Source organism: Sorangium sp. So ce1335 (assembly GCF_051521615.1).
Classification (GTDB): Bacteria; Myxococcota_A; Polyangia; order Polyangiales; family Polyangiaceae; genus Sorangium.
In genome coordinates this window covers 5,356,103-5,382,482 of sequence record NZ_CP150363.1, presented here as the reverse complement: position 1 = coordinate 5,382,482, position 26,380 = coordinate 5,356,103, and the positions used below count along the sequence as shown (strand labels likewise).

Here is a 26,380-nt window from a genome sequence, read left to right as displayed (position 1 = left end):
CGGCCTCTAGAACAGCGCGGTCCCGAGCGCAAAGGGGGCGGTGGGCCCGGAGCCAGGAATGTCGAAATGCCGGCCGGGCGGGACGAGCGACGCAACTGCGCCCGGCGCGGCGACGACAGACCTTCTCGACATGGACAACGCACCCATCCTCCGCGAACGCGAAGAACGCGACGAAGACGACAGCTACCCGGGGCGCATCACGTCTGCCACGTCTGCCACGTCTGCCACGTCTGCCACGTCTGCCACGTCTGCTTACGGCGCCCCTGCGCCCTCCGCGCCGGTGGCGGCGCTGCCCGAGGTGGAGCCCGGCGGCGCCTCCTGCGATCGGCCCGGCCCTGCCGCTCATCTCGGCGAGGCCCCGCCGATCCGGGACGCCACGCGCGAGCTCCTGGACGACCGCGAGGAGCTCGCCACGGTGTGGCTCCGTTGCGAGCACAGCGGCGGCGGCGCTCAGGCGCACATCGCCGTCGCGCCGGGCGCCGAGCTCACGCTGGGCAGCGGTCCGTCCGCAGACGTGCGGATCGACGATGTCACGGTGAGCGCTCGCCACTGCCGGGTCGCGCACCGCGGGACCTCGATCGAGGTGACGGATCTCGGCTCGCGCAACGGCGTGCGCGTAGGCGGCGTGCGGGCGCGGCAGGCGGCGCTGGTGCCGGGCGGCTGCTTCGAGATCGGCCGCACGGCGCTGTGGATCGAGGCCGCGCGGAAGGTGCCCGAGCTCGAGGAGGGGCCGCCGCTGCCGTCGCTCGTCGGCCGCTCGCGGCCCATGCGCCAGCTCGCGGCGGCGGTGCGGCGGGTCGCGCCGCTCCAGCTCCCGGTGCTCCTGCGCGGCGAGTCGGGCACGGGCAAGGACCTTGTCGCCCGGGCGATCCACGCGGAGAGCACCCGCGCCGACAAGCCGTTCGTCGTGCTGAACGCCGCCACCATCCTGCGCGAGCTCGCCGAGTCGGAGCTGTTCGGCCACCGGAGGGGCGCGTTCACCGGCGCGCTGCGGGACAGGCGCGGCGCGTTCGTCGAGGCCAGCGAGGGCACGCTCTTCCTCGACGAGATCGCGTCGCTGTCGCTCGAGGTCCAGGCGAAGCTGCTGCGCGTCGTGGAGGAGGGGGTGGTGCGCCCGATCGGCGCGGAGGGGCCGACGCCGGTGAACGTGCGGCTCATCGCCGCGACCTGCGAGCCGCTCGAGACGCTCGTCGTCGAGCGCCGGTTCCGCGCGGACCTCTACGAGCGGCTCGCTGTGTGTCGCATCCAGCTCCCCGCGCTGCGCGAGCGGCCCGACGACATCCCCCGCCTGGCCGAGCACCTGCTGGCGACCTCGGAGGTCGGCTTTCGCCCGCTCACCCCCGGGGCGCTCGTCGCGCTGAGGTCGCACCGCTGGCAAGGCAACGTCCGGGAGCTGCGGAACGTGCTCATCCAGGCCGCGCTCCGCGCGAAGGGCCCCGTGCTCCCCGAGCACATCACGGCGGTCATCGCCGAGCGCGAGCCACCGCCGCGCCGGAAGATCACGCCGGCCGACGCGCTCCGCGCCTTCGAGGAGGTCGGCGGCAACATCAGCGCCGCCGCACGGCTCGCGGAGATCCCGCGCTCGACGATGCGGGATCTGCTCCGCGCCGCGAAGGAGCGGTGAGCTCGGGGCGGGGGTGGGGCGGGCTCTCCCGGGCGCACGCGCTGGCGGGGGGCTGTGCGCGGCGGCGCGCGGTCCTGATGCGCTCGCCGTGCGCCGGGCGCCCCGCCGGCGGCGCAGCGCAGCTCGCCCAGCACGCCCGGGACGCGTGCCAGCACCCGCTGGTACAGCCCCCCGCACCTGCTGGTACAGCTCCCCGTAGCTGCCGGTACGGCTCTCCAGACCTGCTGGTACGGCTCCCCGTAGCTGCTGGTACGGCTCTCCAGACCTGCTGGTACAGCCCCCGTAGCTGCTGGTACGGCTCCCCGTAGCTGCTGGTACGGCTCCCCGTAGCTGCTGGTACGGCTCCCCGTAGCTGCCGGTACCGCTCCCCGGACCTGCTGATGCGGTTCCTGGCCGCCTCGGCGGCGCTGTCTGTGTTCCCGGTCCGCTGGGCTCGGTTCGCGCTCCGGCCGCTGGGGCGCATCTCGGGCGCGCTGGCGCAGAGCCCCGGCGTCGGCACTGTGCTCTCCGGGGCGGCCGAGTCCCCACGGCGCTCCGGCTCCGCAGCACGCTGCGCGCCCGCGGCGTTCGCGCCGCGGATCTCGACGACGTCACTCTTCCACGAGGAGCTCTGGATCGCAGCGCTCGACAGCACGGCCGCGCGCGAGAGGCGCATGCTCGCCCGCGGACCTCGGTGTTCTAGAACGTGCCCCCGACGCTGAGGGAAGCCTGGCCCGGCGCCACGAGCGGCGCGATGCGGGTGACGCGCGGACCGGCGGACGCGGTCTTCTGCTCGCTCGGGTACCAATCGATCATCGCGTACGTCGCGGTGCCCACGACCCCGACGCCGAGGAGGACCCAGCCCGTGATCGCCCAGGGGAGCGCGCCGTCGTAGGTGTCCAGCTCCTCCCGGAGGCTCCCGCACGCGTTCTCGAAGCCGGGGAGGTCGCCCGAGGGATCTTCGCGCCGACCGCACGGCTGCGTCCGGCGCTGCGCAGGGATCGTGCTCTCGTTCCTCGCGACGAACGCCTTGATCTCGTTCCCGATGTCCTCGGCGTTGCCGTTCGCGTTCGTCGCGATGGCCGTGCCGACGATCCCCATCACCAGGCCGACGCCCGCGACGCCGGTCCCCACCCAGGCGAGCGGCTTGCGCGTGTACCAGTCGAAGAACGGCTCGCGACCGCTCGAGGCCTGCTCCGGGCCCATCGTGCCCATCGTGTTGCTCGTCGAGAGCGTGAATCCGCCGGAGCTCGTCGGGGCCGCGGGCGCCGCGGTTGGCGCCGTCGTGCCAGGGGTCGCCGTGCCGGGAACAGGCTGCGCGGTGCCCGCCGCCGGGGGCTGCGCTGGCGTCGGCATCGCCCCTGCCGGCGTGGCTGACGTCGGCGCACCGGGCGGCGTGGCCGGCCCGGGCGTCGGCGTGCCGGTGATCGGCGCAGGGGGCGCGCCGGTGGTTCCGAGGGTGAGCGTCGCCGGTGTGGCCACGCCGATCTTCGCGTCCACCTGGGTGGTCGCCGACCGGTCCAGGTACGTCGCGAACAGGGTGTGCTTGCCCGGGGTCACGAACACCGGATCGGGCAGCGGCGCCTTGCCGACGAGGACGCCGTCGATGCTGATGTCCGCGCCGTTGGCGTCGGCGACCACGACGATGAAGCCCGTCCTCCGCTTCACGTCGGCGATCGCCTTCTCCGCGGCGGCGCGCTGCTCCGGGGTCGCGGTGGCGTGCTCGCGCAGGAACTGCTGGAGGTGGTTGCCGGCGTCCTCGAGGTGGTTCGAGCGGAGCTCGCTCTGTCCCAGGTTGAGCAGCACGGCCGGGTGCTGCTTGAGCGTGTAGACCTGACGAAACGCCATGCGCGCTTCCTCGAAGCGACCGGCGTCGTACGCCTTGACACCGTCCTCGTAGCGCTGGCGGGCGACCTCCGTGACGGGATCGGACGACTGCGCGAAGCTCAGCGGCTCGCTGAACGGGGAGGAGGTGAGGCCGGCCTCGGTGAGCAACGCCGGAGCGATGAACGAGAGCAGGAGGACGGGGGCGCAGGCGCGTGTTTTCATGGCTCCTCAGGTCGGGCTTCGCCTCGACGGCGTCCGCGGAAGGTGACGACTGCAGCAAGCCTCGCTGCCGAGGCGAGGGACGTGGGCGCTTCAGAACGGCGCATCGCGGATGATGCCGCCGCCCTTGTTGCCGCCGGCCGAGCTCGGTCCACGCTGCGTCGGCGCTGCAGGCACAGGCTTCTTCGCGGGGGTCGTCGTCTTCGGCGCTGGCGGCGCCGCGGCGGGCGTCGCTCCGGCCCTGGACGGCGCGGCGGCGGAGGACGGCGTCGCTGCGGGCGCAGGAGCGCTCGCCTGCGCGGAGGCGCTCGGCACCGGCGCCGGCGCGATCGCGGCGCCCTCTGCGGCGGGCGAGGCGCCGGCGGTCGCCTGGGACGTGGCGGCCGGGGGAGCGGCGGGCACCGCGGTCGGCGCCTCCGCTGCGGCCGGCGCCGTTGCGGCAGGAGAGGCTGGCGTGGGCGTGGGATCGGCGCCGTCGCGGCCCGGGCCGAGGACAGCGCGGCCGACGAAGAACAGGAAGGCCGCACCCACGACCGCGATGCCGATCCGCAGCGCCGTCTTGTTCGGCGTGGAGACGGGGATCTCGATCGGATCGTGATCTTCCGTGCGGACGGCGGACGCGGTCACGGTATCGGCGCTCCCCGCCGCCGGATGCGCACCGCGAGAGCGCGTTCGCGCCGCCCGCGTCGACCGCGGCCCATCGGCGGGAGGCGGGGAGGGGGCCGACGCCGGGGGCGCCTGCGTCTCCACGGCCTGCGCGCCGGCCACGGTGTCCGGCGCCGCGGTTCGCGCGTCGGCCACGGCCGCCGGTGCGCTGGCCACGGCCGCCGGTGCGCTGGCCACGGCCGCCGGTGCGCTGGCCACGGCCGCGTCAGCGGCCCGCGCGTCGTCCGCCGGAGCCGGCTCACCCACGCCCACACGCGTTTTTCCGGCCGGAGCGGGAGGCTCGCCCCGCTTCTCCGCGCCGACCTCCGGCGCGCTGGCGCTGCCGGCGCTTCCCGTCTCCCGGGTCTGCGCAAGCGGCTCCGGCGATCGCGCGCCGCGCAGCTCGTCGCTGCGGCCCGCTCCTCCAGCGTCGCGGGGCGCGGGCTCCGGTGCCGCAGCGCCCTGCGGGTCGTCTCCGACCGCGATGGTCGGGACACCCTCGATCACGGTATCCGACACGGCGGACGCGCCCGCCGGGGGCGCCTCGCGCACGCCGGCGGCGGGTGTCGCAGCTGCGGCTGCGGGCGCTGCAACCGCCGCCGGAGGCGCCGCCGCGGCAGCAGGGGAGGACTCCCTCCCCGGCTCACGGCGCGCATCGAGCGCCGCCGCCAGGGGCGCGCCCGGCACCGTCGGCTGCGCCGCTGCGGGGGCGACGGCGTCCTGTCCGGGGGCGCTGCCGCGCGCCTCTCCCCGGGCGAACGGCAGCTCGTCGAACGCCTCCCAGGACGGCCGGATCGACGACGCGATCCGCTCGGCCTCCTCCGCAGAGAGGGAGCGCTCTTCAGGTTCCGCGGTCGTCTGTCGCTCCCCCGCAGTCATGGCTGTGGGAACTTATCACCCGCGTCAGCCGCACCGCAATTCTGGCGACGGATCCTTGCGCTGCCTGCCCCCGCGCGGCGGCCCGCACGCTCCGGGAGGTCCTGCGCGGCTCAGCCGCCGCGGACCTCCCGCAGCAGCGCGTCATCCCAGGTGTCGGCGACCTGGCTCACCGTCGTGATGATATCCTCGAACTCTTCGTACTCGAGCGCGCTGAGCCGCCGGAGGCAGCGCACCACGACCTCGTTGCGCGACCTGTCGATCGCGAAGGCCGCGTCCGAGGTGGCGATGAAGCTGAGCTCCAGGAGCCTCCGGTAGAAGGCCTCACGCCCGCTCAGGGGCACGGCCATGATGGGAGAGAACACCATCAGGACGCCCTGCGCCTCCAGCACGTTGATGCCGATGGTCGCGCTCCCGTGCTGGAGCTGCGCGTACCCGGTCTCGTCGAGCGCGCTCGTGCCCGCGCCGCCCGGCGACCCACCCCCACCTCGAGAGCTGGCGGCGTACCGGGCGAGATACGCGTTGACCATGCTCGTCGCGTCGGCAAACCTCTCCCCCGACGCGCGATCCGCGTAGAGGGGTGCTGTGGATGAAGTGGGCGTGAGGTCGGGCACGTGAAACCTCCGGGACGTATCGCCGTTCTCTCGTCGCGCAGGGCTGACAGGGCCGACCCGGCGAGTCGGCGTCACACCACCCCAGCGCAGCCCCATCGTAACGCCCTGGCGTTCGCGAGGATCACGCTTTTTGCAGCGATCGCGCACGCGCTCGGGTGCGGCGCCGACGGCGACGCGCCCGCCGCGCCGCCCGCGCCGTCCGACGAGCAACGCGCCGCCGCGCTGCTCGATCCGGGCGCGCGGCTCCCACCCCGCGCCGAGACGGTCGCCCTCGCCGATACGATCGCGATCGCGTCGTCGCGGGCCGGCGCGCCGGCGCAGGCGGCCTCGCTGGCGGAGCTCGCCGGCGATCTCCGCGTGCGGCTCTTCCGCCTCGACCAGGCGGCCACCGACGCGCGTGAGGCGATGGAGCTCTACACCGCGGCCGCGATCGCCTTCCGCGCCTCCACCGATCCGGCCCACGTGGAGCGCGCCTGCCAGGCCGAACGCCGCCGCGCCCTGCTCGCCGGCGAGCTCGCCCGCGACGCGGCCGTCGCGTACCGCGAGCTCTACCTGGTCTCCCGGCGCTACGCGGCCCTCGCGCCGCCCGCGCCGTCCGCCGGCGCGCCGTCTGCCGGCGCACCGCCGTCGCGCTCGACGTGCCTCGGCGCGATCGCCGTCGCGCTCGCGCAGGCGGCCGCGTACCGGCCGAGCGGCGAGGCGCTGCGCGCGCTGGAGCACGAGGGGCACCGCGTCGAGGGCATCGCGCTCGCGCTCGCGCCGGGGCACGCGCCCGTGCCCTCCGCCGCACCGGCGAGCGCCGCGAGCCCCGCGAGCGCCGCGCCCGTGCAGGTGACCGCCGCCGACGCCGGCGGCGGCGATCTCGTCGTCGCCCCCCGGGCGACCGCGTCCTCGGGTCCAGTGAAGATCACCGCGATCGAGCGGCACGGCTCGGACAAGGGGGCGCGCGTCGTCGTCGCGCTCTCCGGGCCGACGACGTTCGACGTCGGCACGCTGCCGGCGGACGAGAGCGCCGGCAAGGACGCCCGCGTCTTCGTCGACATCGCGGGGGCGACGTCGCGCGGCATCGCGCGGGAGATCGAGGTCGGCGGCGTCCTGCGGCGGGTGCGCGTCGGCGTGCAGCCGAAGGGCACGCGCGTCGTCCTCGATCTCGCCCCCGACCTGTACCGCCGGGTCTTCTACCTGCCCGAGCCGTTCCGGATCGTCATCGACGTGAGCACCCGCCCGCCCGTGCGCGACGACGAGCGCAAGCCGGGCGGCGCGCGCGAGGTCCGGCGCGTCGCGATCGATCCGGGGCACGGCGGCAACGACACCGGCGCGGTCGGCCCCACCGGGCTGAAGGAGAAGGACGTCACGCTCGACGTCGCGCACCGCGTCGCCCCGCTCCTCGCGCGCGAGCTCAAGATCGAGACGCTCCTCACCCGCGACAGCGACGTCTACGTCCCGCTCGAGCTCCGCACCGCGCGCGCGAACGCGTTCCACGCCGACCTGTTCGTCTCGATCCACTGCAACGCGAGCGAGAACGGCCGCGCGCGCGGCGTCCAGACCTTCTCGCTCGCGCCCTCCCGCGACGTCGAGGCGCCGTCGGCGAAGCTCGCGGCGCGCGAGAACGCCCCCCGCGCCGCGAGGGCGGGGCAGGGCGCAGGCCCCGACGATCCCGAGTCGCGCCTCGAGGTCGAGGCGATCCTGTCGAACCTCAACGTCGGCGACATGGCGGCCCGCTCGCGCCACTTCGCCGAGCTGCTCCAGCGGGCGTCGCTCGCCTCGCTCGCGCCCCGCTACCCCGACACGAAGGATCAAGGCGTGAAGGGCGCGGGCTTCTTCGTCCTCGCGGGCGCCGACATGCCGGCCGCCCTGTTCGAGACCGCGTTCATCTCGAACCCCGAGGACGAAGCCCGCCTCGCCACCGCTGATTTCCGGCAGAAGATGGCGGACGCCATCGTGAACGCGATCCGCGCCTACCGCGAAGGCAAATAGGGCGGCTGGGGCAGACGGGGTAACGGGGGAGGGGAGCGGCGCCGCCGGCCTGCGCGGGCGTCGCCCGCGCGCGGCTCACCCCCGCTCGAGGCCCATGAGCCGCTCGAGCGAGTCGCGCAGCTCGCCGGCCTCGCCCTTCTTGATGAAGTCGTAGGCGCCGGCCTCGGTGGCGTTCTTCTTCATCTCCTCGTGGTTCGAGTACACGATACAGCGGATGTGCGATGTCGCGTCGATCGAGCGGAGGCGCTCCAGGCAGCGCACGCCGTCGAGGCCCGGCATCATGACGTCCAGGATGAGCGCGTCGGGCTGCAGGTTGCCCACCGCGACGAGGGCGTCGAACGGGTCCTGGAACGTCGTCAGGTCGAACCGCCGCGAGAGGGTCTTGCGGAGCGCGGCGAGGACGGAGGGGTCGTCATCGACGACGACGACCTTCGGCTTGCCCATCCGCAGGATCTCCGGGATGGGGTAGCCGTACTTGCGGAGGAAATCGAGCACGTCCAGCCGCCGGAAGCGGAGGTGCCGTCCGGGCGTGCGGAAGTGGCGGATTTCCCCCTTGTCCGCCCAGTTGTGGATGGTCTTGAGGTCCACCTGGCAGAAGCGCGCGACGTCGCTCGCGGTGAACAGCTCGGGCTGCGTCGTGTTCTCTTTCGGGTTCGTTTCCATGGCTCACTCCTCGAGATCAGGCGTCGCCGGTACGGAGGGGGCATTCGTCCGGGGGGCTTCGAGACTGGTCGGCACGGGTGGATCCGGGCTCTCGTTCCTGTTTGATGTGGATCGGGGATCCACGCGCGCAGGGCTCTTCGGCGACGAAGCGGCCCTCGCGCAGGACATAACGGGTCGGCCCCTCGGCGCGCCGCTCGCGGGCCTCGTGCGAGGGGTCTCCCGGCAGCGCCAGGTACGGCGGCTCGCCCCCGTCGCCCGGGACGAAGCGCGGGCAGATCGGCAGGAGCGACTGGCGCTCCGCCAGCGCCACGGCGCTGCGCACGTCCGCGGCCGCGGACAGGAGCTCGAGCGTGCGGGAAGTCGGCGGGGCGAGAAATATCTCGCCACGCTCGGCGCGCTCCAGGATCGCGGTCGGCGCGGCCCAGAAGCTCATCGTCGTCTCGTACCCGTCGTGTCGTCCGACCTGGCCGCGCGGCAGCGGCAGCAGGAAGAAGCGCGCGTCGAAGCGGCGCGGCTCGGCGAGTGGGGTGATCCATCGGGCCCATGGGACGAGGGCCCCGAGGGCGAGCTTCAGGCCACGCCGCTCGAGGGCCGCGTCGAGCGGCGTCCCGGCGGCAAGCTCCCGCCCGAGCGCGTCGATCGCGTCGCCGGACAGCGCCGCGTCGGTCGGCAGGATCGCCCCTTCCTCCAGCGTCTCGCGGCACGCGGCCACGCACAGCGCCCGCGCCGGCGCCTCGTCCGTCGCGAACGCGGCGGCGCGCGCCGGCGGCTCGGTCGCCCGATCCACCCAGACTTCCGCGCCGTCCTGCGCGTCCACCTTCCCACCGGGGAACACAACGGCGTCCCCCATGAAGCTCGAGCTCGCGTGGCGGCGCACGCAGAACACCTCGAGCCCAGCGCGACCGTCACGGAGGACGATCACCGTGGCGGCGTCGCGAGGTCGTACCGGGTTTCGGTTCTGATCAAAATCCAGCAATCTAGGATAAATTTGTTCCACGTGAGCTGTCTTTCGTCAAACCGTCCTCTGCGTCGCGTTTCCGGCGTGCTCTGCGGTGAGCATGCCTGTTTGGGGCCAAAGCGGCCGCCCTTTCCGGCGGCTCGGGGGCTTCCCGTAGACGCTTTCCAACCTCTCCCGACGCCGATGCCGCGGGCGCGCGAACGGTCTCGGCCGTGAAGCGTCACGGGGCGTGTGGCGCGTGGCGCGTGGGACGTCGGATCGCGGAGTTCGCCGCGGTTCCACGGTCGAACTCTGCCGTTGACGGAGGCTCGTTGACGGGCTCGGTGCTCACGCCTAGAATCCCGCGCCTCGCAATTTCGGGGGGCTGTCTGGCCTCTCCGGACATGTCGCGGAGCCGAAAGCCCCGTTCCTGCAGCCGGGGGTCAGCGCCCCGCGGCTTGCATGCGCCAGGGAGCTCAGACGGCAGCGCCGCACGGCGCATTCGACGCGAGAGGACCTATGAACAAGGCCCAGCTGAAAAAGTTCAAGACCCTGCTTGAGACGAAGCGCGACGAGATCGTCAAGAAGGCCAAGCAAACGCTGACCGAAGACATGATGCTCGACGCGAACGATCTCCCGGACGAGATGGATCTCGCGTCGAGCGAGTACCTGCAGTCGTTCACGTTCCGCCTCCGGGGCCGCGAGAAATCGTTCCTCGACAAGATCCAGAAGGCGCTCGTCAAGATCGAGGACGGCACGTTCGGCAAATGCGAGGAGTGCGAGGAAGAGATCTCGGCGAAGCGCCTCGAGGCGCGCCCCGAGACGAGCCTCTGCATCCGCTGCAAAGAGGACCAGGAGAGGGTCGAGAAGGATTACGGCTGACGCCGCGCCGCGCGGGGGCCGCCGGGGGGCGGCCGCCGCGCGCGAGGGGTCTGCGCGTCGTACGGGCGTGCGCTCCGCCTCCGGTCCATGTCGTGCGGACCGGGCGGGGCCACGCCCGTTTTGCTTGCCTTGCTCGTCTCGTTATTTGCGGGCCGCCGCGCGGCCGCGCGGCGGCTGCGGGCTGCGGCGCTTGGCCGCCGCGAGCACCTCGCGCAGGTACGCGCCGGTGAACGACGCCTCCACCTGCGCGACCTCCTCGGGGGTGCCGGCGGCCACGATGGTGCCGCCGCGCTCGCCGCCCTCGGGGCCGAGATCGATCACCCAGTCGCTGCAGGCGATGACGTCGAGGTTGTGCTCGATCACGAGGACGGTGTTCCCGGCGTCGCGCAGGCTCATGAGGCTCGCGGTGAGCACCTCGATGTCCGAGAAGTGAAGGCCCGTCGTCGGCTCGTCGAGCACGTAGAGCGTGCGGCCGGTCGCCTTACGCGCGAGCTCGCGCGCGAGCTTCACGCGCTGCGCCTCGCCGCCCGACAGCGTCGTCGCAGGCTGGCCCAGCGTGATGTAGCCGAGGCCCACCCGCGCGAGCGCGGCGAGCCGCTCGCGGACGCGGGGGAGCGCCTCGAACTGCTCGATCGCCTGCTCGACCGTGAGGTCGAGCGCGTCGGCGATCGACATGCCGCGGTAGAGCACCTCGAGCGTCTCGCGGTTGTACCGGCGCCCGCCGCACGTCTCGCACGTGACGAAGATGTCGGGCAGGAAGTGCATCTCGATGCGGAGCACGCCGTCGCCCTGGCAGGCCTCGCAGCGGCCGCCCTTCACGTTGAACGAGAAGCGGCCCGCCTTGTACCCGCGCGTCCTCGCCTCCGGCAGGCCCGCGTAGAGCTCGCGGAGCAGCCCGAAGACCCCGGTGTACGTCGCCGGGTTCGACCGCGGCGTGCGGCCGATGGGGGCCTGATCGATCGAGATCACCTTGTCGATGTGCGAGAGGCCCTCGATCCCGTCGCACGCGCCGATCGGCGCGGAGCTCCGGTAGAGCTCGTTCTTCGCGGCCGGCAGCAGCGTGTCGACGATGAGGCTCGACTTGCCCGAGCCGGACACGCCGGTGACCGTGCAGAACAGGCCGACCGGGATCTCGGCCGTCACGTCGCGGAGGTTGTGCGCCCGCGCGCCCGCCACGCGGATGAAGCGCCCGTCGGGGCGCCGGCGCTTCGTCGGGATCGCGAGCTGCTTCTTGCCGCTGAGGTACGGGCCCGTGATCGACGCGGGATCGGCGCTCAGCTCCTCCGGCGTGCCCTGCGCCACCACGTTGCCGCCGTGCACGCCCGCGCCCGGGCCCATGTCCACGACGTGGTCGGCCGCGAGGATCGCGTCGCGGTCGTGCTCGACGACGACCACGGTGTTGCCGAGGTCGACGAGCCGCCGGAGCGCCTCGAGCAGGCGCGTGTTGTCGCGCGCGTGCAGGCCGACCGAGGGCTCGTCGAGCACGTAGAGCACGCCGACGAGCGCGGCCCCGATCTGCGTCGCGAGGCGGATGCGCTGCCCCTCGCCGCCGGACAGGGTCTGCGCGGAGCGGTCCAGCGTGAGGTAGTCGAGCCCGACGTCGATGAGGAAGCCGAGGCGGGCGATCACCGCCCGGAGCAGCGGCTCCGCGATCGCGCGCTCGCGCGGCGCGAGCCCGCCGTCCGCCGGCGCCTCGCCGTCGCCGCGCGGCGCCCCGTCCTTCGGCGGCATGAGCCCCTCGAGGAAGACGCGCAGCGTGCGCAGCGGCAGGGTGCCGACGTCGGCGATGTTGCGGTCGCCGAGCCGCACGGCGAGCGCCTCGGGGCGCAGGCGCCTGCCGTCGCAGGCGTCGCACACCCGCGTGATGACGAAGCGGCCGATCTCGTCGGAGAGCGCGGCGCTGTCCTCGTCGGGATCGGCCTCCTCCTCGTCGCCGAGGGCGGGCTCGCCGCTGCTGAGCAGGCGCTCGAGCCGCGGGATGATCCCCTCGTACGCAGCCTTCTTCTTACCGCGGCCGCCCCCCGGCTCGCTCCCCTCGAGGATCGCCTGCCGCACGGACGCCGGCAGCTTCGCCCACGGGACGTCGGGGTCGCAGCCGAGCGCCTGGACGGCCCGGTCGGTCTCCGCGGCGAGCGAGAGCGACCCGCGGCGGCCCCAGGCCACCACGGCGCCCTCGCGGAGCGTCCGGCGCGGGTCGGGGACCACGCGATCCGGATCGATGCGGGTGCGCGCGCCGATGCCGTCGCAGGCCGGGCAGGCGCCGTGGGGGCCGTTGAAGGAGAACATCCGCGGCTCGATCGGCGGCAGCGAGATGCCGCAGTCGATGCACGCGAAGCGCTCGCTCATCCAGAGCGGCTCGATCTTCATGCCGTCGCTCGAGATGTCGACGAGCAGCCGGCCCTCGCCGAGCTTCAGGGCGAGCTCGACCGAGTCGGTGAGCCGGCCCTTGATGCCCTCCTTGACCACGATCCGGTCCACGACCACGTCGAGGTCGTGGGCGCGCGTGCGGTCGAGGACGATCTCGTCGCCGAGGTCGACGATCTCGCCGTCGATGCGCGCGCGCACGAAGCCCTCGCGGCGCAGCCGCTCGATGTCGAGCTTGAGCTCGCCGCGGCGGCCCCGCGCGATGGGCGCCATGATCGTGACCCGCGTCTTGTCCCCGAAATCGAGGATGCGGTCGACGATCTGCTGCACGGTCTGCGCCTCGATCCGCTTGCCGCACGCGGGGCAATGCGGGGTGCCGACGCGCGCGAAGAGCAGCCGGAGGTAGTCCGAGATCTCGGTCACCGTCCCGACGGTCGAGCGGGGGCTCTTCGCCAGCGCGCGCTGCTCGATGGCGATCGCGGGCGAGAGGCCCTCGATCGACTCCACGTCGGGCTTGGAGAGCTGCTCGAGGAACTGCCGCGCGTACGCGGAGAGCGACTCGACGTAGCGGCGCTGCCCCTCCGCGTAGATGGTGTCGAACGCCAGGGACGATTTGCCCGACCCGCTCGGGCCGGTGATCACCACCAGGCGGTCGCGCGGAAGCGACACGCTGACGTTCTTGAGGTTGTGCTGCCGAGCGCCTCGAACGACCAGTCGATCCATAGGGGGAACCGGAGAGCTATCACACACGGAAGCGGGCGTGGCGGCGGTCCTGCGCGCCGGCGCGCTCGTCGCCCGTCGCTCGGGCGCGCCGTGGCGCGGCGCGGCGGGCAAGGTCTTCCTGTGGTCTTGCGATTCTTCTCACGTCGCTGCGCTGCGAGCTGGACTATGAGGGGGCGCGCAGGGTGACGTGGAAGCGCGGTTGAGGAGTGTCCTTGGGGCGGTCGGCGCCGGCGTTGCGCTCGGCGCCGTCGCGCTCCTGGCGCGGTACGCCCCCGAGCTCGAGGCGCTGCTGCTCATGCCGTCGTCTCCGCCCGGGCGCCTTGCCGCGCCGCGTTCCGCGGAGCCGGCGGCGCGGTCCGTCCACCCGCCGCCGGCCGGCTCGGCCGCTGGGCCCGAGGGCGCGGCCGCTCGGCCCGAGGGAACGGCCTCCTCGGCGCCGGGCGCGCCCACCGCGGCCCCGGCCCCGCGCGGCGCGCGCCGGCGGGCGCCTCTGGCCCCGCCCGTCGACCCGTTCGCGGACGACCCCGTGGCGCGCGCCGCGTGCCCGGCCGACATGACCCTCGTGGAGGGCGACTTCTGCCCGTCGCTTCCGTACATCTGCGCGCGCGGCGGCGACGGGGTCGGCCACGGCTGCCCCGAGTACGCGCGCGGCGCCCGGTGCCAGGCGGCCGTCGACCCCCGGCGCTACTGCATCGACCGCCACGAGTGGCCGAACCGGGTGGGCGAGCTCCCGCGCGTCTACGTCGACTGGCACGAGGCGAAGGCGCTCTGCGCCTCGGTGGGCAAGCGGCTGTGCCGGCGCTCCGAGTGGATCCTCGCTTGCGAAGGGCCGAAGCGCCTGCCGTATCCTTGGGGCTTCGTGCGCACGCCGAGCCCCTGCAACATCGATCGCGCGGCGATCGCGTTCGATCTCGGCGCGCTCCACGGCGAGGCGACGCGCGAGGAGGAGATCGCCCGCCTGTGGCAGGCCGATCCGATCGGCTCGCACCCGAACTGCATCAGCGCTTACGGCGCGTACGATCTCTCCGGCAACGTCGACGAGTGGACCGACAACCTCGCCGACGATCCGGACACGGCGCGCCCGGCCACGCTCAACGGCGGCTACTGGGGGCCTGTGCGGAACACCTGCCGCCTCACGACGGGGGGGCACGGGCCGACCTTCAAGTTCTACCAGGCCGGCTTCCGTTGCTGCGCCGACACGGTGGACGGCGTCGTCACGCCTCCGCCGCGGCCGTTCATCGATCGCGACGGCGAGAAGGACGACGTGTACGACTGACATGCGCGAGCGCATCGCCTTCATCGCCGCCCTCATCGTCGCCGCCCTGGTGAGCGCGCTCCTCTTCGCTCCCCGGTTCCAGCGGCCGCGGGAGCCGCTCGACGCGGCGAGCGCTGCGCCGCAGGTCAGCGTCGCCCCGCCGGAGCCGGCGCCGCCCCTGTCCGCGCTCGCCCCGCCGGCGCCCCCGCCGCTGCCCGCGTACGTGCGCGTCAACCCGGCGAGCGCGGCGGCGTGCCTCTCGGGGATGGTGCTCGTCGACGGCATCTACTGCCCGTTCGTGGGGCACCGCTGCGCCGCCTACATCGACGAGGAGAAGGACGTCTGCGCGCGGTTCGAGCCCGAGGTCCTCTGCGAGGGGCGCCTCCAGCACCGGCGCTTCTGCATCGACGTCTTCGAGTACCCGAACATCGAGGGCGTCCGCCCGGCGGTGATGGTGAGCTGGCTCGACGCGGAGCGCGCCTGCGCGGTCGAGGGCAAGCGGCTCTGCTCCGTCGAGGAGTGGGAGTTCGCGTGCGAGGGCCCGCAGATGTGGCCGTACCCCTATGGAATCGCGCGCGATCCCGAGGCCTGCAATATCGACCGGAAGATCGCGATGCCCGTGCTCGAGGTGTTCTCCGACCCGTGGAAGATCTCCGCGGAGGTCGAGCGGCTCGATCGCCGCGTCGCGTCCGGGGAGATGCACCGGTGCGTGAGCCCGTTCGGCGTCCGCGACATGACCGGCAACGTCGACGAGTGGGTCGACAACGCGCTCGGCAGGCTGGACGACAAACCGTTCCGGTCGACGCTGAAGGGGGGCTACTGGGGGCCGATCCGGTCGAGGTGTCGCCCGGTCACGTCGACGCACAACCGGTGGTTCCGCTTCTACCAGGTCGGGTTCCGGTGCTGCGCCGACACGCTCGACGGGGGCAAGGCCGTGGCCCCGGCCGACAAGACGGCGCGCATCCCGCGCCGCAGCCCCATGGCCGGTCCGGGCGGGCGGCAGGGGCCGTGAGGGACGGCTGCCGGTGGGCACGGGCGGCTGCTGCGCCGGCGACGTGCCTGGCGCGGCGCCCCCCCCGGCGTACGCCCGCGCGCCGCTTCGCGGCCGGCTCCGCCACGGCCGGGCCATCGCGGCCGGGCCGCCGCGGACCGCGGCGAAACCACGGCGGCGACCGCGGCCAACGGTCGGGCCAGAGCGCTCCCCTTCCAACGGCGCGCCGCTTGGACTACGTTGCCCGCCGGTGCTTCAAAGGGTGGACCCGAACAGGGGCTCGCCCCCGCACCAGGGCCTATAGCTCAATCGGTCAGAGCCCCCGGCTCATAACCGGGCTGTTCCTGGTTCGAGTCCAGGTGGGCCCACGAAAGCCACGAACACAAGGAGACAAGGAATCACGTGAGCATCCGCGAGCAGATCGCATTCCTCGAAGAGCTGTCGGCCATCGACAGCGACATCCGCCGCATCGATGAGCAGCTCGACAAGCAGCGCGGCAGCCTGGAAGGGATGCGGTCCGAGCTGAAGCGGCTAGAGGAGCGGCTGAAGGGCGATCGAGAGACCCTGGCGGCGATGGAAAAGACGCGATCCGAGCTCGTCGTCGAGCTCCGCCAGATGGCGACGCAGATCGAGCGCTCGCGCGAGAAGCTGCAGCGCTCCCGCAACGAGCGCGAGTCGAACGCGGCGCAGCGCGAGGTCGAGGAGCTGCGCAAGCTCCATCGCGATCGCGAGGAAGAGATCGAGCGGCTGAACTCGGCCGCCGAGGGGGCGCGCACGGCGATCGACCAGGCCGAGGCGAAGCGCGTCGAGCTCGCGGGGGCGATCGATGGGAGCGCGCCGGGGACGCAGGCGTCGCTCGCCGCGCTCGAGGCCGAGCGCGCCCAGCGCGCCGAGGCGCGCCAGCAGGTGGTCAGCAAGCTGCCGGTCGTCCTGTACCGCCGCTACGAGTCGATCCGCACGCGCAGGCCCGTCGCGATCGCCCGGACGTACGACGGCACGTGCCTCGGCTGCCATCTCTCCGTGCCGCCGATGATGTTCCAGAAGATGCGCCGGCAGGAGGAGTTCGAGCGGTGCCCGAACTGCAACCGGATCCTCTACTACATGCCGCCAGAGCCCGCGCCGGGCAGCTCGCCGCCCGCGGACCCCTCCCGCGCCTGACCCCGGGGGCGGCTTGAAGACCTGCTCCGCCTGCTTCAGGCTCTTCTCGCACGACAGCGGCTTCTGCCCGGTCGACGGCCAGCGCCTCATCCCGGTCGCCGAGGCGTCGCCGCCCAGGAATCCGGAGGATCGACGCGTCGGCGCGACCCTCTGCGGCGGGCGCTACCAGATCTGGCGGATCGTCGCGGACGGGGGCATGGGGCGCGTCTACCAGGCGCTCGACCTCCAGGCCGGCCGCAGCGTCGCCCTGAAGATCCTCCACCCCGAGGTCGCGCTCGACGAGGTGAGCGTCGAGCGGTTCCACCGCGAGTTCCAGGTCAGCGCGTCGCTGCCGCACGAGCACATCGTCGAGGTGCTCGGCTTCGAGAAGACGGAGGACCAGAGCTTCGCGCTGGTCATGGAGTACCTCGAGGGCGAGGAGCTGCGGACGGTCCTCAAGCGCGACAAGGTGCTGCCCCCCGAGCGCCTCGTGCGGATGGTGTCGCAGCTCGCGCTCGGCCTCGCGGAGGCGCACGAGCGCAAGGTCGTCCACCGCGATCTCAAGCCGGACAACATCTTCCTCGTCGGCACGCGCGACGGGGACCGGGTGAAGATCCTCGACTTCGGCAGCGTGCGCGACAACAGCGAGGGGGCGAAGAAGCTCACCGTCGTCGGGACGACGATCGGCTCGCCGTTCTACATGTCGCCCGAGCAGGCGCAGGGGCTGCTCGCGCTCGATCATCGCGCCGACGTCTGGTCGGTCGCGGCGATCGTCTTCGAGTGCGTCACGGGGCGCGTCCCGTTCCACGCGTCGACAGGCCCGATGATCCTCGTGGCCATCATGGGCAGCAACCCGCTGCCCCCGAGCGAGGCGGGCAAGGCGTACGGGGTGCCCGCGTCGCTCGACCCGGTGATGGAGAGGGCGTTCATGAAGAGCCCCGAGGCGCGCCTCGAGTCCGTCGGCCTGCTGGCCGACGGCGTCGGCCGGGCGTACGGCCTCGCGGGGTCTCACCGCGACTGGGCGTACATGCCGCAGGACGAGCTCGCGGCGCGCATCCGCGCGGCGCTGCCGAACCTCCTGGGCCGCCAGCAGAAGGCCCCCGAGGCTGCGGGCGCGACGCTCGCGGGCGCGGACGGCCGCCACGTCGCCGCCGCGATCGCTGCGCCGTCGCCGGGCGCAACCGACGCGTTCGCCGAGGATATCGTGATGGGGGTGCCGCAGCGCCTGCCGCGCTGGGTCGTGCCCGCCATCGCCAGCGCGGCCGTGCTGCTCTGTGCGCTCGTCGCGCTGCTGATCTCGCGCTGAAGACGCGCTGCGCCGTCGCTCTTCGGGCGCGCCCGCCCCTGAAGGCGCGCGCTCGACGCGCCGCCGCATGAAAGGCGCGCGCTCGACGCGCCGCCGCATGAAAGGCGCGCGCTCGACGCGCCGCCGCTGAAGACGCGCGCTCGACGCTGGCGCGCGGCACCCGTCCTCCCCGGAAGCCGGGGGCCCCAGGTTCGCGCGGATGCCGGCGCTGTGTTATTTGTGTTGACCATGAGCACTCATCCTTCAACTCGGACCCGCAAGCCCCTCTCCGCCGCGACGTGCCTGATCGCGCTCACCGGGATCGCCGCGCTCGGCTCGGGATGTAACCAGAGCGAAGCGGCGACCTCTCGCGCAGCCGAGGCGCCCCCCGCAGCACCTCAGGGCGGAAAGTCGAAGGTCGAGGATGCGGTCTACACCCTCGAGATGAAGCCGACGGGAACGTACACGGCCGGCAAGGAGGGGCTCGTGGAGGTGTCGCTCGTCTCGAAGGGCGAGTACCACATCAACGACAAGTACCCCATCAAGTTCAAGGTCACCGAGCCTGCCGCCGAGGGCGTTTCGTACCCGAAGCCGCTGCTCAAGCGCGAAGACGGCACGTTCGAGGAAAACAAGGGCGTCCTCAAGGTTCCGTTCGTCGCGTCAAAGAAGGGGAAGACCAAGGTGGCAGGCGTGCTCTCCTTCAGCATCTGTAGCGCCGCGAACTGCTTGATGCAGAAGCAGGAGCTCGAGGCGGTCATCGACGTGCAGTAAGCAGAGCGGTAAACTCGGCCCCACGTGAACAACGACACCTCCGGTTGCCGGGGGGGCCAGCCCGGCGCGGTTGGCCCCAGCCAGACAGTCCAAGGCAGCGCAGCGGAACGGGCCCGGAAGGCCCTCTCCGAGCTCGATGCCATCGCATCGTCGATGGCCCGGCGCTTCAACGAGGAGCAACGGGTCCTCTCCTTCCAGCAGTTCCTGGAGCTCTTCGCCTCCAATCCGGTCCGGTACGGGCGTGACGCGGCCCGCTACGTCCGCGACATGTTCGATCACTTCGGCACGCGGACGATCAAGAAGCCCTGGGGAGAGCTGACGCGCTTCCAGCTGTTCGATCTGCCGTGGGAGCTCCCCGCGAGCGATCCGGCGCAGCAGCGCGGGCCCGCCGCGGCCTCCTATCACGGCCGGGATTTCGCGCTGATCGGCCACGAGGAGCTCCAGGCGGAGGTCTACCGGGTGCTCTGCAACTTCGTGCGCGAGGGCAGGGCCAACCGGCTCATCCTGATGCACGGGCCGAACGGATCGGCGAAGAGCACGCTGGCCGGCTGCATCCTGCGCGCCCTGGAGCACTACTCGACGCTCGACGAGGGCGCCCTGTACCGCTTCCACTGGGTGTTCCCGAGCCGCAAGACGATGCGTGGCTCGATCGGCTTCGGCGGCGACGTGAAGGCGAGCGCCGCGGACGGGACGAGCTACGCGCACCTCGAGGACGATCAGATCGACGCCCGGCTCGTGATCGAGCTCAGGGATCATCCGCTCTTCCTGCTCCCGGTGCGCGAGCGCCGGGCGCTCATCCTGAAGCTCTACGAGGACGCCGGCGCGACGGAGCCGCCGCCCGAATGGCTGATGAGCGGCAAGCTGTCCCACAAGAACCAGCAGGTCTTCGAGGCGCTGCTCGTGGCGAGCGGCGGCTCGCTCGTGGAGACGCTGCGGCACGTCCAGGTCGAGCGCTACTTCATTTCGCGGCGCTACCGCGTCGGCGCCGTCACCATCGGGCCGGAGCTCTCGGTGGACGCCGGCGAGCGGCAGATCACGGCGGATCGCTCGCTCGCCTCGCTCCCGACGTCGCTCCAGGCGACGACGCTCTTCGAGGCGCACGGCGAGCTCATCGAGGCCGCCGGCGGCGTGCTCGAGTTCAGCGACCTCCTGAAGCGGCCGCTCGACGCGTTCCGCTACCTGCAGCTCACGCTGGAGACGGGCGAGGTCAGCCTACCGCAGCAGACGCTGCAGACGAACGTCGTCATGGTCGGCAGCGCCAACGACGTGCACCTCAACGCCTTCCGCGAGCACCCCGAGTTCCCGAGCTTCCGCGGGCGCTTCGAGCTGCTGCGCGCGCCGTACCTCCGGAGCTACGTCGACGAGCAGACGATCTACGACACGCAGATCGTCCCGTTCGTGACCCGCCACGTCGCCCCGCACGCGACGCGCGTGGCCGCGCAGTTCGCCGTGCTCACGCGCATGCGGCAGCCGGAGGCGAAGCGGTACCCCGACGCGCTCGCGCCGCTCGTGTCGAGCCTCACCGCCGTCGAGAAGATGGAGCTGTTCGCGACGGGCACGGCGCCGGAGCGGTTCGACGCCGAGGCGCAGAAGGTCCTGCGCGCGGGCATCGAGGCCATCTACCACGAGAGCGACGCGTCGGTGGACTTCGAGGGGCGGCTCGGCGTCTCGCCGCGCGAGGTGCGTACGCTCCTGCTCGACGCGGCGCAGAGCCCCGATCACGCCTGCCTCTCGCCGTTCGCCGTCCTGTCGGAGCTCGACGCGCTCTGCAAGCGGCAGGCGGAGTACGACTGGCTCAAGGAGAAGCAGCTCGCCGGCGGCTACCACGACCACCGGCTCTTCCGCGAGGTCGTGCGCACGCGCCTGCTCGACACGATCGAGGAGGAGATGCGGTCGGCCAGCGGCCTCGTCGACGAGACCCGCTACGCCGAGCTGTTCGACCGGTACATCTCCCACGTCGGCGTCTGGGTGAAGGGCGAGAAGATCAGGAACCCGCACACGGGCGACTTCGAGAACCCGGACGAGCGCATGATGCGCGAGGTCGAGGCGCTGCTCGGGGTTCGCACGAAGCACGACGACCATCGACGCGGCCTGATCTCGACGATCGCGGCGTGGGCCATCGACCACCCCGGCCAGAAGATCGTGAACGCGGTCGTGTTCCCGCAGCAGATCCGCAAGCTCCGCGAGGCGGTGTTCACGGAGCGGCGCAAGGGCGTGGCGCTGCTCGTCCGCGACCTCGTCGCGCTCCTCCGCGACGCGCAGGGGGACGGCGCGCCGGACAAGGGCTGGGGCGAGCTGCGCGAGGAGGAGCGCCGGAACGCGACGCGCGCGCTGGAGCGGCTGCGCGGGATGGGCTACTGCGATCGCTGCGCGCTCGACGCCGCGAGCGCGCTGCTCCGCGCGCGCTTCGCGGAGCTCGTCACCTGAAGCGAAGCATGATCATCGACTCGCACTGCCACGTCGATCCGCGCCACTTCCGCGAGGGGGCGGACGCCGTCCTCGACCGCGCGCGGGCCGCCGGCGTCGGCGCGTTCGTGGTGGTCGGCGTCGACGCCGACCTCTCCGCGGCGCGCTTCGCCGCGGACCTCGCGGCGCGGCGCGCCGACGTGCACGCCGCGGTCGGCGTCCATCCGCACGACGCCTCCGCCGTCGACGACGCCATGCTCGCCGAGCTCGAGGCGCTCGCGCGCCGCCCCGAGGTCGTGGCTGTCGGCGAGATCGGGCTCGACTATCACTACATGCACTCGCCGAAGGACACGCAGCAGCGCGTCTTCGCCGACCTTGTCGCCCTCGCGCGGAGGGTGGAGAAGCCGATCGTCATCCACACGCGCGAGGCGGCCGAGGACACGCTCGCGATCCTGGAGCGCGCCGGGGCGAGCGACGTGGGAGGCATCATCCATTGCTTCTCCGAGGATCGCGCGTTCGCCGAGCGCGCGCTCGCGCTCGACTTCGACCTCTCGTTCTCGGGGATCGTGACCTTCAAGACCGCGCGCGCGATCCAGGAGGTCGCCGCGTGGGCCCCCGGCGACCGGATCCTTGTCGAGACCGATAGCCCCTACCTGGCGCCCGTGCCGTTCCGGGGGAAGCGGTGCGAGCCGGGGCACGTGCTGCACACGGCCCGGTTCGTCGCGGAGCTCCGGGGCGAGCCGTTCGAGGCGCTCGCCGCGCGCACCGCGGAGAACACCCGCAGGCGGCTGCGGCTCCCGAAGGCCGCCGCGTCCGACACACCCGACGCGATCACCGGCTGAGATCGGCCCCTGCAGTGCGAGCCTCCGTCGCTCGCGTGAGGCACGCCTCGAGGCATAGTGAGAGGACGATGGCGCAGAGGTCTCGCGACGACGGCCGCCGGATCGCCTCCGCGTGGGCGCTCTCCGTCGCTGCCCACGCAGGGCTCCTCGGCGCCGGCGCGCTGATCGTCGCGCGCTCGCTGTCGGCGCAGGAGGTGGCGCTCGCGCGCACGGCCCTGACGCCGGCCGCTGGGAGCGCGCCGATCGAGATCGAGCTGCCCGTGATCTCCGACGGCACGCTCGACAGCGCGGCGGCGGCGGCGCCCGAGCGGCCCGCGCGCCTCGCTCGTGGCGGGGGAGAGGGCGCGCCGCGGCCGGACACGGGCGCGCCGGGCCGCGGCGGAACCGACGCGACCGAGCTGCCCGCGCTGAACCTCGCCGACAGGGACGACGCGACGTTCCTGTCACCGGAGGTCCGCTCGCGCCTGGACAGGAGCCAGATCCAGCGCGTCCGCTCGTCGTCGCAGCGCGCGTCGCGCGAGGACTGGCGAGCCAGCCGGGAGCCGATGGAGCTCACCTTCCTCGCGGGCGGTCGCGCCGGCCGCCGAGCGGAGCGGCGCGCGCCGGCCGAGCGCGATCCCTCGGTCGGGGCGCGCGATCGCGGGGCGCCCGAGCAGCTGGGCAGCGCGCTCGGCGCTGCTGCCAGGCCCCGGGGCGCCGAGGACGCGGCCGGTGCGCCTGCGGCGCCCGGGGCGACCGTACCCGTGGGCGCGAGCCCGCGCGTCGCCGGCGGGGCCACGGAAGGAGGCGAGCGCGCGTCCGCGGGGCTGGGCGTGCGCGATGGACGGCCTGGCGCGGATCACCGGGAGAGCGCGGCGGTCCCGCTGGCGCGGCCGATGGTCGCCCTGGGTACGCCCTCCGTCCCCGCCGGCGCGGCGGGGCGTCCGAACGACACGGTGGACAGCGAGCAGGAGGTCGCAACGGCGATCCAGTCGCTCGTCCACGCGAGCACGGCCGGGGGCGCGCGCGGGCTCGGCCCCGGAGGTGAGGCAGGGCCGGGGGCGACGGGCTCGGGCGGCGTGGCGGGCCCCGGGGCGCGCTCCAGCGCGCTCGGCTCGGGGCACGGCCGGCTGCTCGACAACGACCCGCTCGATCGGCGGCGCAGCCTCTACATGCGGCAGGTCATGGCCAAGCTGCACCCGCTCTGGGCCGACGCCTTCCCGAAGTGGGCCGCAGGCGAGGGGCTTCAGGGGACGGTGATCGTGACGTTCGTGATCCGCGCGGACGGGACCGTGGCGAGCGCGTCGGTGACGCGGCCGAGCGGCATCCCCGAGTTCGACGAGAACTGTCGGCGCGCGGTGTTGCGGGGCGCGCCGTACCCTCCGGTTCCCTCCGAGCTCGGCGAGAGCTTCCGGTGGTCGATGCCCTTCGAGGCGAGGAACCCCGCGGTCTTGCCGAAGCACCCGGCGCACGATCGATGATCCCGGACTACACAAACCGTGCGACCCTGCGACTCCCGCATGGAACATGGAAGAAGCGCGCTGGACGCTCTTCGCGCGCACGAAACAACGCTTGACAGTGTGGAGACGGGGCGGTACTAGTCCGCCCTCACTTCTGCCGAAGTAGCTCAGCTGGCTAGAGCAGGCGTTTCATACGCGCCGGGTCGGGGGTTCGATTCCCTCCTTCGGCACCAGGAATGGTGAAATGATGGCCGTCGGCCGCTGACCTCCCACAGGGGGGCTCGGCGATCGCGATGAGCTCATCAGGGTAGGACGTGGACGAGGGGTTCCCCGTCGCCGTACACGGGGCGTGCCTGCGGTTCGCAGTCCCGTCGCGGCTCGACGCCGTGGCGTACGCCAGAGCGCCCTGGGGCCGCGCACGGCCGTGGCGGTAGAGCAGGGGGCCGCGACACGTCAGGAGGCGCGGGCAAGACCGAGCACCTCGGTGCAGCCTCGCGCGTCGCCGGCGCACATGAAGCCGCGCGGGCGGATTGCGTACCAACCCCGCCGCCCGGCCGCTGGCGCATCGCGCGCGCCGACGCCATGAGAGGCGCGTGCGCCTTCGCCCCGCGCTGGTGTTCCTCCTGCTCGCGCCGTACGCCGTGATTTTCTATGGTTTCCTGGCGCTGCGCCGCGCCACCGCGTCGTTCCGACCGCGGCATCCATGGCGCACGTGGGTGGACTCGAACCTCCTCGTGGGCGGGTTCCTGCTCCCCGGCGACGTCGCCGAGCTCCAGCGCCTCGGCGTTCGCGCGGTGATCAACGTGTCCCGCGAGCTCTACGACCCGGTGCTCGCGCTGCGCGCCGCGGGCGTCGAGTACCTGCGCGTGCCGTGCTGGGACATGTGCGCCCCCACGATCGAGGAGGCCGCGCGCGGCGTCGCGTTCATCGAGCGGCACATCGGCGCCGGCCATCGCGTCCACGTTCACTGCGCGAGCGGCGTGGGCAGGAGCGTCACGCTGGCGCTCTGCTACCTCGCGACGCGCGGCGGCCTCGAGGTTGCCGAGGCGATCGCCTTGCTCAAGCGGCAGCGCCCGCGCGTCGCGCTGCGCCCGGTGCAGCGCGATTTCGTCGAGCGCTACGTCGCCTGGCACCGCGCGCAGGGGGGCGGCGCGGATCGTGAGGGAGCGGCAGAGGCTGCGGAAGCAGCGGTAGACGACGCGCGCGCGGCGCTGTCCTCGATCACCTCCTGCGCAGGAGAGACCTCAGGCTGAAGAGCCCCAGCGCGGGCGCCGCGACGGCGAAGGCGCCGCCGCACGACGCGAGGATGAGCGCGGCGCCCCACGGCGTGGCGGCCAGCGCGTCCGGCAGCGCGGCCCGGAGCGCGACGCCGCTGCCGACCGAGATCGCCGTGAGCGCGGCGACGCGGCCGATCCGGATCTGATCCAGCCCGAGGCTGCCGATCTCGCGCCGTATCCGGTGCGCGAGGGCGAGCGCCTCGACCCATCCGGCGACGACGGCGCCGAGCACCACGCCGAGCACGTCGAGGCGCTGCATCAGCAGGAGCGCGAGGCCGGTGCTGACGAGCACCCGGTAGAGCGCATAGCGCGCCGGCGTCCTCGTGTCCCCCAGCGCGAACGACGCGGTGATCAGCACGCGCCCCGCGGCGTTGCCGAGCAGCGCGAGCCCGTAGGCGCACACGAGCGGCTCGACCCGCGCCGTCGACGCGCGGTCGAACGTCCCGGTCTGCAGCAGCAGCGTGATGAGCTCCCGCCCGAGCAGCATGAACACGGCCGTCGTCGGCACGGTGAGCACCGTGAGCCGCGCGAGCGACGCCCCGAGGCGGCGCGACAGCGCCTCGTTGCGCCGCGCGACGTCCGCCTCGGCCGTGTCGCGCGCCATCTCGGGCAACGCCACCGCGGCCTCGCCGACGCCGAGGACGCTCATCGGCAGGAGGTAGACCGTCTGCGCGTAGTTGAACGCCGCGTTCGCGCCGGTGCCGAGGAAGCTCACGAGGAGCGTGTCGACGAGCCCGGAGACCTGGATGATCCCGCGCCCGAGCAGCGCCGCCGGCAGCTTCCCGCTGGCCTCGCGGACGCTCGGGTCGCGCGCGTCGAGGCGCGGCGAGAGCCCGCCGAGCAGCCTGCGCGCCGACGGGAGCAGCAGCGCGAGCTGCAGCGCGGCGCCGGCGAACGCGCTCCACGCGAGCGCCTCGGCGAGCGGCTCCCCGCGCATCCCGAGCCACGCCCCGCACACGAGCAGCCCCGCGATCTGCGCGGCGCTCCAGGCGACCGGCGCCGCGTAGGGGAGAAAGAACCGCCGGTGCGCGTTCAGCACGCCGAGCCCCCACGCCGACAGCACGAGCAGACCGGTCATCGGGAAGACGATCCGGACGATCCGGGTCGTGCTGGCGAGCTTCTCCTCGCTGAAGCCCGCGGCGACAAGGAACGACAGCCACGGCGCCGCGAGCACGCCGAGCGCCGACGCGGCCGCGGCGGCGACGAGCAAGAGCCCGAGCGCGGAGAGCGCGAAGTGCGCGGCGCGGCGGGCGTCGCCGGCCGCCCTGAGGCGGGCGTAGACGGGGATGAAGGTCGCCGAGAGCGTCCCCTCGCCGAGGAGGTTCTGGGTGATGTTCCCCGCGCGGAACGCCGCGGCGAGCACGTCGGCGAGCTCGGATGTCCCGAAGAAGTGCGCCGTCACCCGCTGGCGGAGCAGCCCGATCAGCCGCGAGAGGATGATCCCCGCGGTGACCATCGCCGACGACCGCGCGGCGCTGGGCGCCGCCCGTCCGGCGGCCGGCGTGCCTGCCCCGGCCGCCGCGGGAGCGCCCGAGGCGGCGTTCGCCGGCGTGGTCCCTGCCTGTGCGGCGGCGGGCGGGTCGAGATCGGGCGGCACGGCGGCGCTTCTATCAGACCTCTCGCCCCCGGGCGACCTCGGCGCCCTCG

General features: G+C 73.3%; 20 protein-coding genes and 2 tRNA genes. 14 read left to right on the top strand and 8 right to left on the bottom strand.

The genetic code is table 11. The features are described 5' to 3' along the window. Positions 1–6: 6 nt before the first annotated feature. Positions 7–132 carry a hypothetical protein gene (locus WMF24_RS19820; protein WP_437737995.1) on the bottom strand — a complete coding sequence of 42 codons (126 nt, stop codon included), beginning with the start codon at positions 130–132 and terminating at the stop codon, positions 7–9. 148 nt (positions 133–280) lie between these two features. On the opposite strand from WMF24_RS19820, the gene WMF24_RS19815 reads away from it, so the two are divergent. Further along, a complete protein-coding gene (locus WMF24_RS19815) occupies positions 281–1,624 on the top strand; it encodes a sigma 54-interacting transcriptional regulator (protein ID WP_437737994.1) in 1,344 nt (447 codons plus the stop codon). Positions 1,625–2,302: 678 nt separating this feature from the next. Here the strand turns inward: WMF24_RS19815 and WMF24_RS19810 are convergent. The 3 genes from WMF24_RS19810 to WMF24_RS19800 form a co-directional block, all read right to left on the bottom strand. Continuing rightward, positions 2,303–3,652 (bottom strand): tetratricopeptide repeat protein, encoded by a 1,350-nt coding sequence (locus WMF24_RS19810; RefSeq protein ID WP_437737993.1) that lies wholly within the window; start codon positions 3,650–3,652, stop codon positions 2,303–2,305. Between the two features lie 90 nt (positions 3,653–3,742). Further along, positions 3,743–4,276, bottom strand: coding sequence for a hypothetical protein (locus WMF24_RS19805; protein WP_437737992.1), 534 nt, complete (start codon positions 4,274–4,276; stop codon positions 3,743–3,745). 1,007 nt (positions 4,277–5,283) lie between these two features. Next, positions 5,284–5,700 carry a YbjN domain-containing protein gene (locus tag WMF24_RS19800; RefSeq protein ID WP_437737991.1) on the bottom strand — a complete coding sequence of 139 codons (417 nt, stop codon included), beginning with the start codon at positions 5,698–5,700 and terminating at the stop codon, positions 5,284–5,286. A gap of 84 nt (positions 5,701–5,784) precedes the next feature. On the opposite strand from WMF24_RS19800, the gene WMF24_RS19795 reads away from it, so the two are divergent. Further along, positions 5,785–7,761 (top strand): N-acetylmuramoyl-L-alanine amidase, encoded by a 1,977-nt coding sequence (locus WMF24_RS19795; RefSeq protein WP_437737990.1) that lies wholly within the window; start codon positions 5,785–5,787, stop codon positions 7,759–7,761. A 75-nt stretch (positions 7,762–7,836) separates the two neighbouring features. Here WMF24_RS19795 and WMF24_RS19790 read toward each other — a convergent pair whose 3' ends face one another. Together WMF24_RS19790 and WMF24_RS19785 are read right to left on the bottom strand one after the other, a co-directional pair. After that, the gene (locus WMF24_RS19790; protein WP_437737989.1) at positions 7,837–8,424 is read right to left on the bottom strand and encodes a response regulator; all 588 of its coding nucleotides are present in this window, start codon (positions 8,422–8,424) and stop codon (positions 7,837–7,839) included. Positions 8,425–8,440: 16 nt separating this feature from the next. Next, entirely contained in the window at positions 8,441–9,421 is a 981-nt protein-coding gene (locus WMF24_RS19785; RefSeq protein ID WP_437737988.1) for an NUDIX hydrolase, read from the bottom strand. Between the two features lie 459 nt (positions 9,422–9,880). Here WMF24_RS19785 and WMF24_RS19780 point away from each other — a divergent pair, with 459 nt between their 5' ends. Continuing rightward, positions 9,881–10,243, top strand: a complete 363-nt coding sequence (locus WMF24_RS19780; protein WP_436609750.1) for a TraR/DksA family transcriptional regulator — start codon at positions 9,881–9,883, stop codon at positions 10,241–10,243. Positions 10,244–10,384: 141 nt separating this feature from the next. Here WMF24_RS19780 and uvrA read toward each other — a convergent pair whose 3' ends face one another. Continuing rightward, entirely contained in the window at positions 10,385–13,330 is a 2,946-nt protein-coding gene (gene uvrA, locus WMF24_RS19775; RefSeq protein WP_437737987.1) for an excinuclease ABC subunit UvrA, read from the bottom strand. A 199-nt stretch (positions 13,331–13,529) separates the two neighbouring features. Between uvrA and WMF24_RS19770 the strand changes: the two genes are divergently transcribed. The 11 genes from WMF24_RS19770 to WMF24_RS19720 all read left to right on the top strand — a co-directional run bounded on the left by WMF24_RS19770 (position 13,530) and on the right by WMF24_RS19720 (position 24,709). Further along, complete coding sequence (locus WMF24_RS19770) at positions 13,530–14,606, top strand: SUMF1/EgtB/PvdO family nonheme iron enzyme (protein ID WP_437737986.1); 1,077 nt, start codon at positions 13,530–13,532, stop codon at positions 14,604–14,606. 1 nt (position 14,607) lies between these two features. Then, positions 14,608–15,597: a formylglycine-generating enzyme family protein gene (locus tag WMF24_RS19765; RefSeq protein ID WP_437737985.1), complete on the top strand. Its 990-nt coding sequence runs from the start codon at positions 14,608–14,610 to the stop codon at positions 15,595–15,597. Positions 15,598–15,870: 273 nt separating this feature from the next. Beyond that, positions 15,871–15,944: transfer RNA gene (locus WMF24_RS19760), tRNA-Ile, on the top strand. Positions 15,945–15,978: 34 nt separating this feature from the next. Next, the gene (locus WMF24_RS19755; RefSeq protein WP_437737984.1) at positions 15,979–16,734 is read left to right on the top strand and encodes a zinc ribbon domain-containing protein; all 756 of its coding nucleotides are present in this window, start codon (positions 15,979–15,981) and stop codon (positions 16,732–16,734) included. 13 nt (positions 16,735–16,747) lie between these two features. Next, positions 16,748–18,019, top strand: a complete 1,272-nt coding sequence (locus tag WMF24_RS19750; protein WP_437737983.1) for a serine/threonine-protein kinase — start codon at positions 16,748–16,750, stop codon at positions 18,017–18,019. Positions 18,020–18,247: 228 nt separating this feature from the next. Further along, on the top strand, positions 18,248–18,769 hold the full coding sequence (locus tag WMF24_RS19745) for a hypothetical protein (protein ID WP_437737982.1): 522 nt from the start codon (positions 18,248–18,250) through the stop codon (positions 18,767–18,769). A gap of 153 nt (positions 18,770–18,922) precedes the next feature. Beyond that, positions 18,923–21,196 (top strand): PrkA family serine protein kinase, encoded by a 2,274-nt coding sequence (locus WMF24_RS19740; protein ID WP_437737981.1) that lies wholly within the window; start codon positions 18,923–18,925, stop codon positions 21,194–21,196. Between the two features lie 8 nt (positions 21,197–21,204). Continuing rightward, positions 21,205–22,017, top strand: a complete 813-nt coding sequence (locus WMF24_RS19735) for a TatD family hydrolase (protein WP_437737980.1) — start codon at positions 21,205–21,207, stop codon at positions 22,015–22,017. A gap of 68 nt (positions 22,018–22,085) precedes the next feature. Continuing rightward, positions 22,086–23,477, top strand: coding sequence for an energy transducer TonB family protein (locus tag WMF24_RS19730; RefSeq protein ID WP_437737979.1), 1,392 nt, complete (start codon positions 22,086–22,088; stop codon positions 23,475–23,477). Between the two features lie 135 nt (positions 23,478–23,612). Further along, positions 23,613–23,689: transfer RNA gene (locus tag WMF24_RS19725), tRNA-Met, on the top strand. 360 nt (positions 23,690–24,049) lie between these two features. After that, on the top strand, positions 24,050–24,709 hold the full coding sequence (locus tag WMF24_RS19720) for a protein-tyrosine phosphatase family protein (RefSeq protein WP_437737978.1): 660 nt from the start codon (positions 24,050–24,052) through the stop codon (positions 24,707–24,709). Here WMF24_RS19720 and murJ read toward each other — a convergent pair. Further along, positions 24,678–26,330 carry a murein biosynthesis integral membrane protein MurJ gene (murJ, locus tag WMF24_RS19715; protein ID WP_437737977.1) on the bottom strand — a complete coding sequence of 551 codons (1,653 nt, stop codon included), beginning with the start codon at positions 26,328–26,330 and terminating at the stop codon, positions 24,678–24,680. The two genes, WMF24_RS19720 and murJ, sit on opposite strands and share 32 nt — an antisense overlap. Between the last annotated feature and the right edge of the window lie 50 nt (positions 26,331–26,380).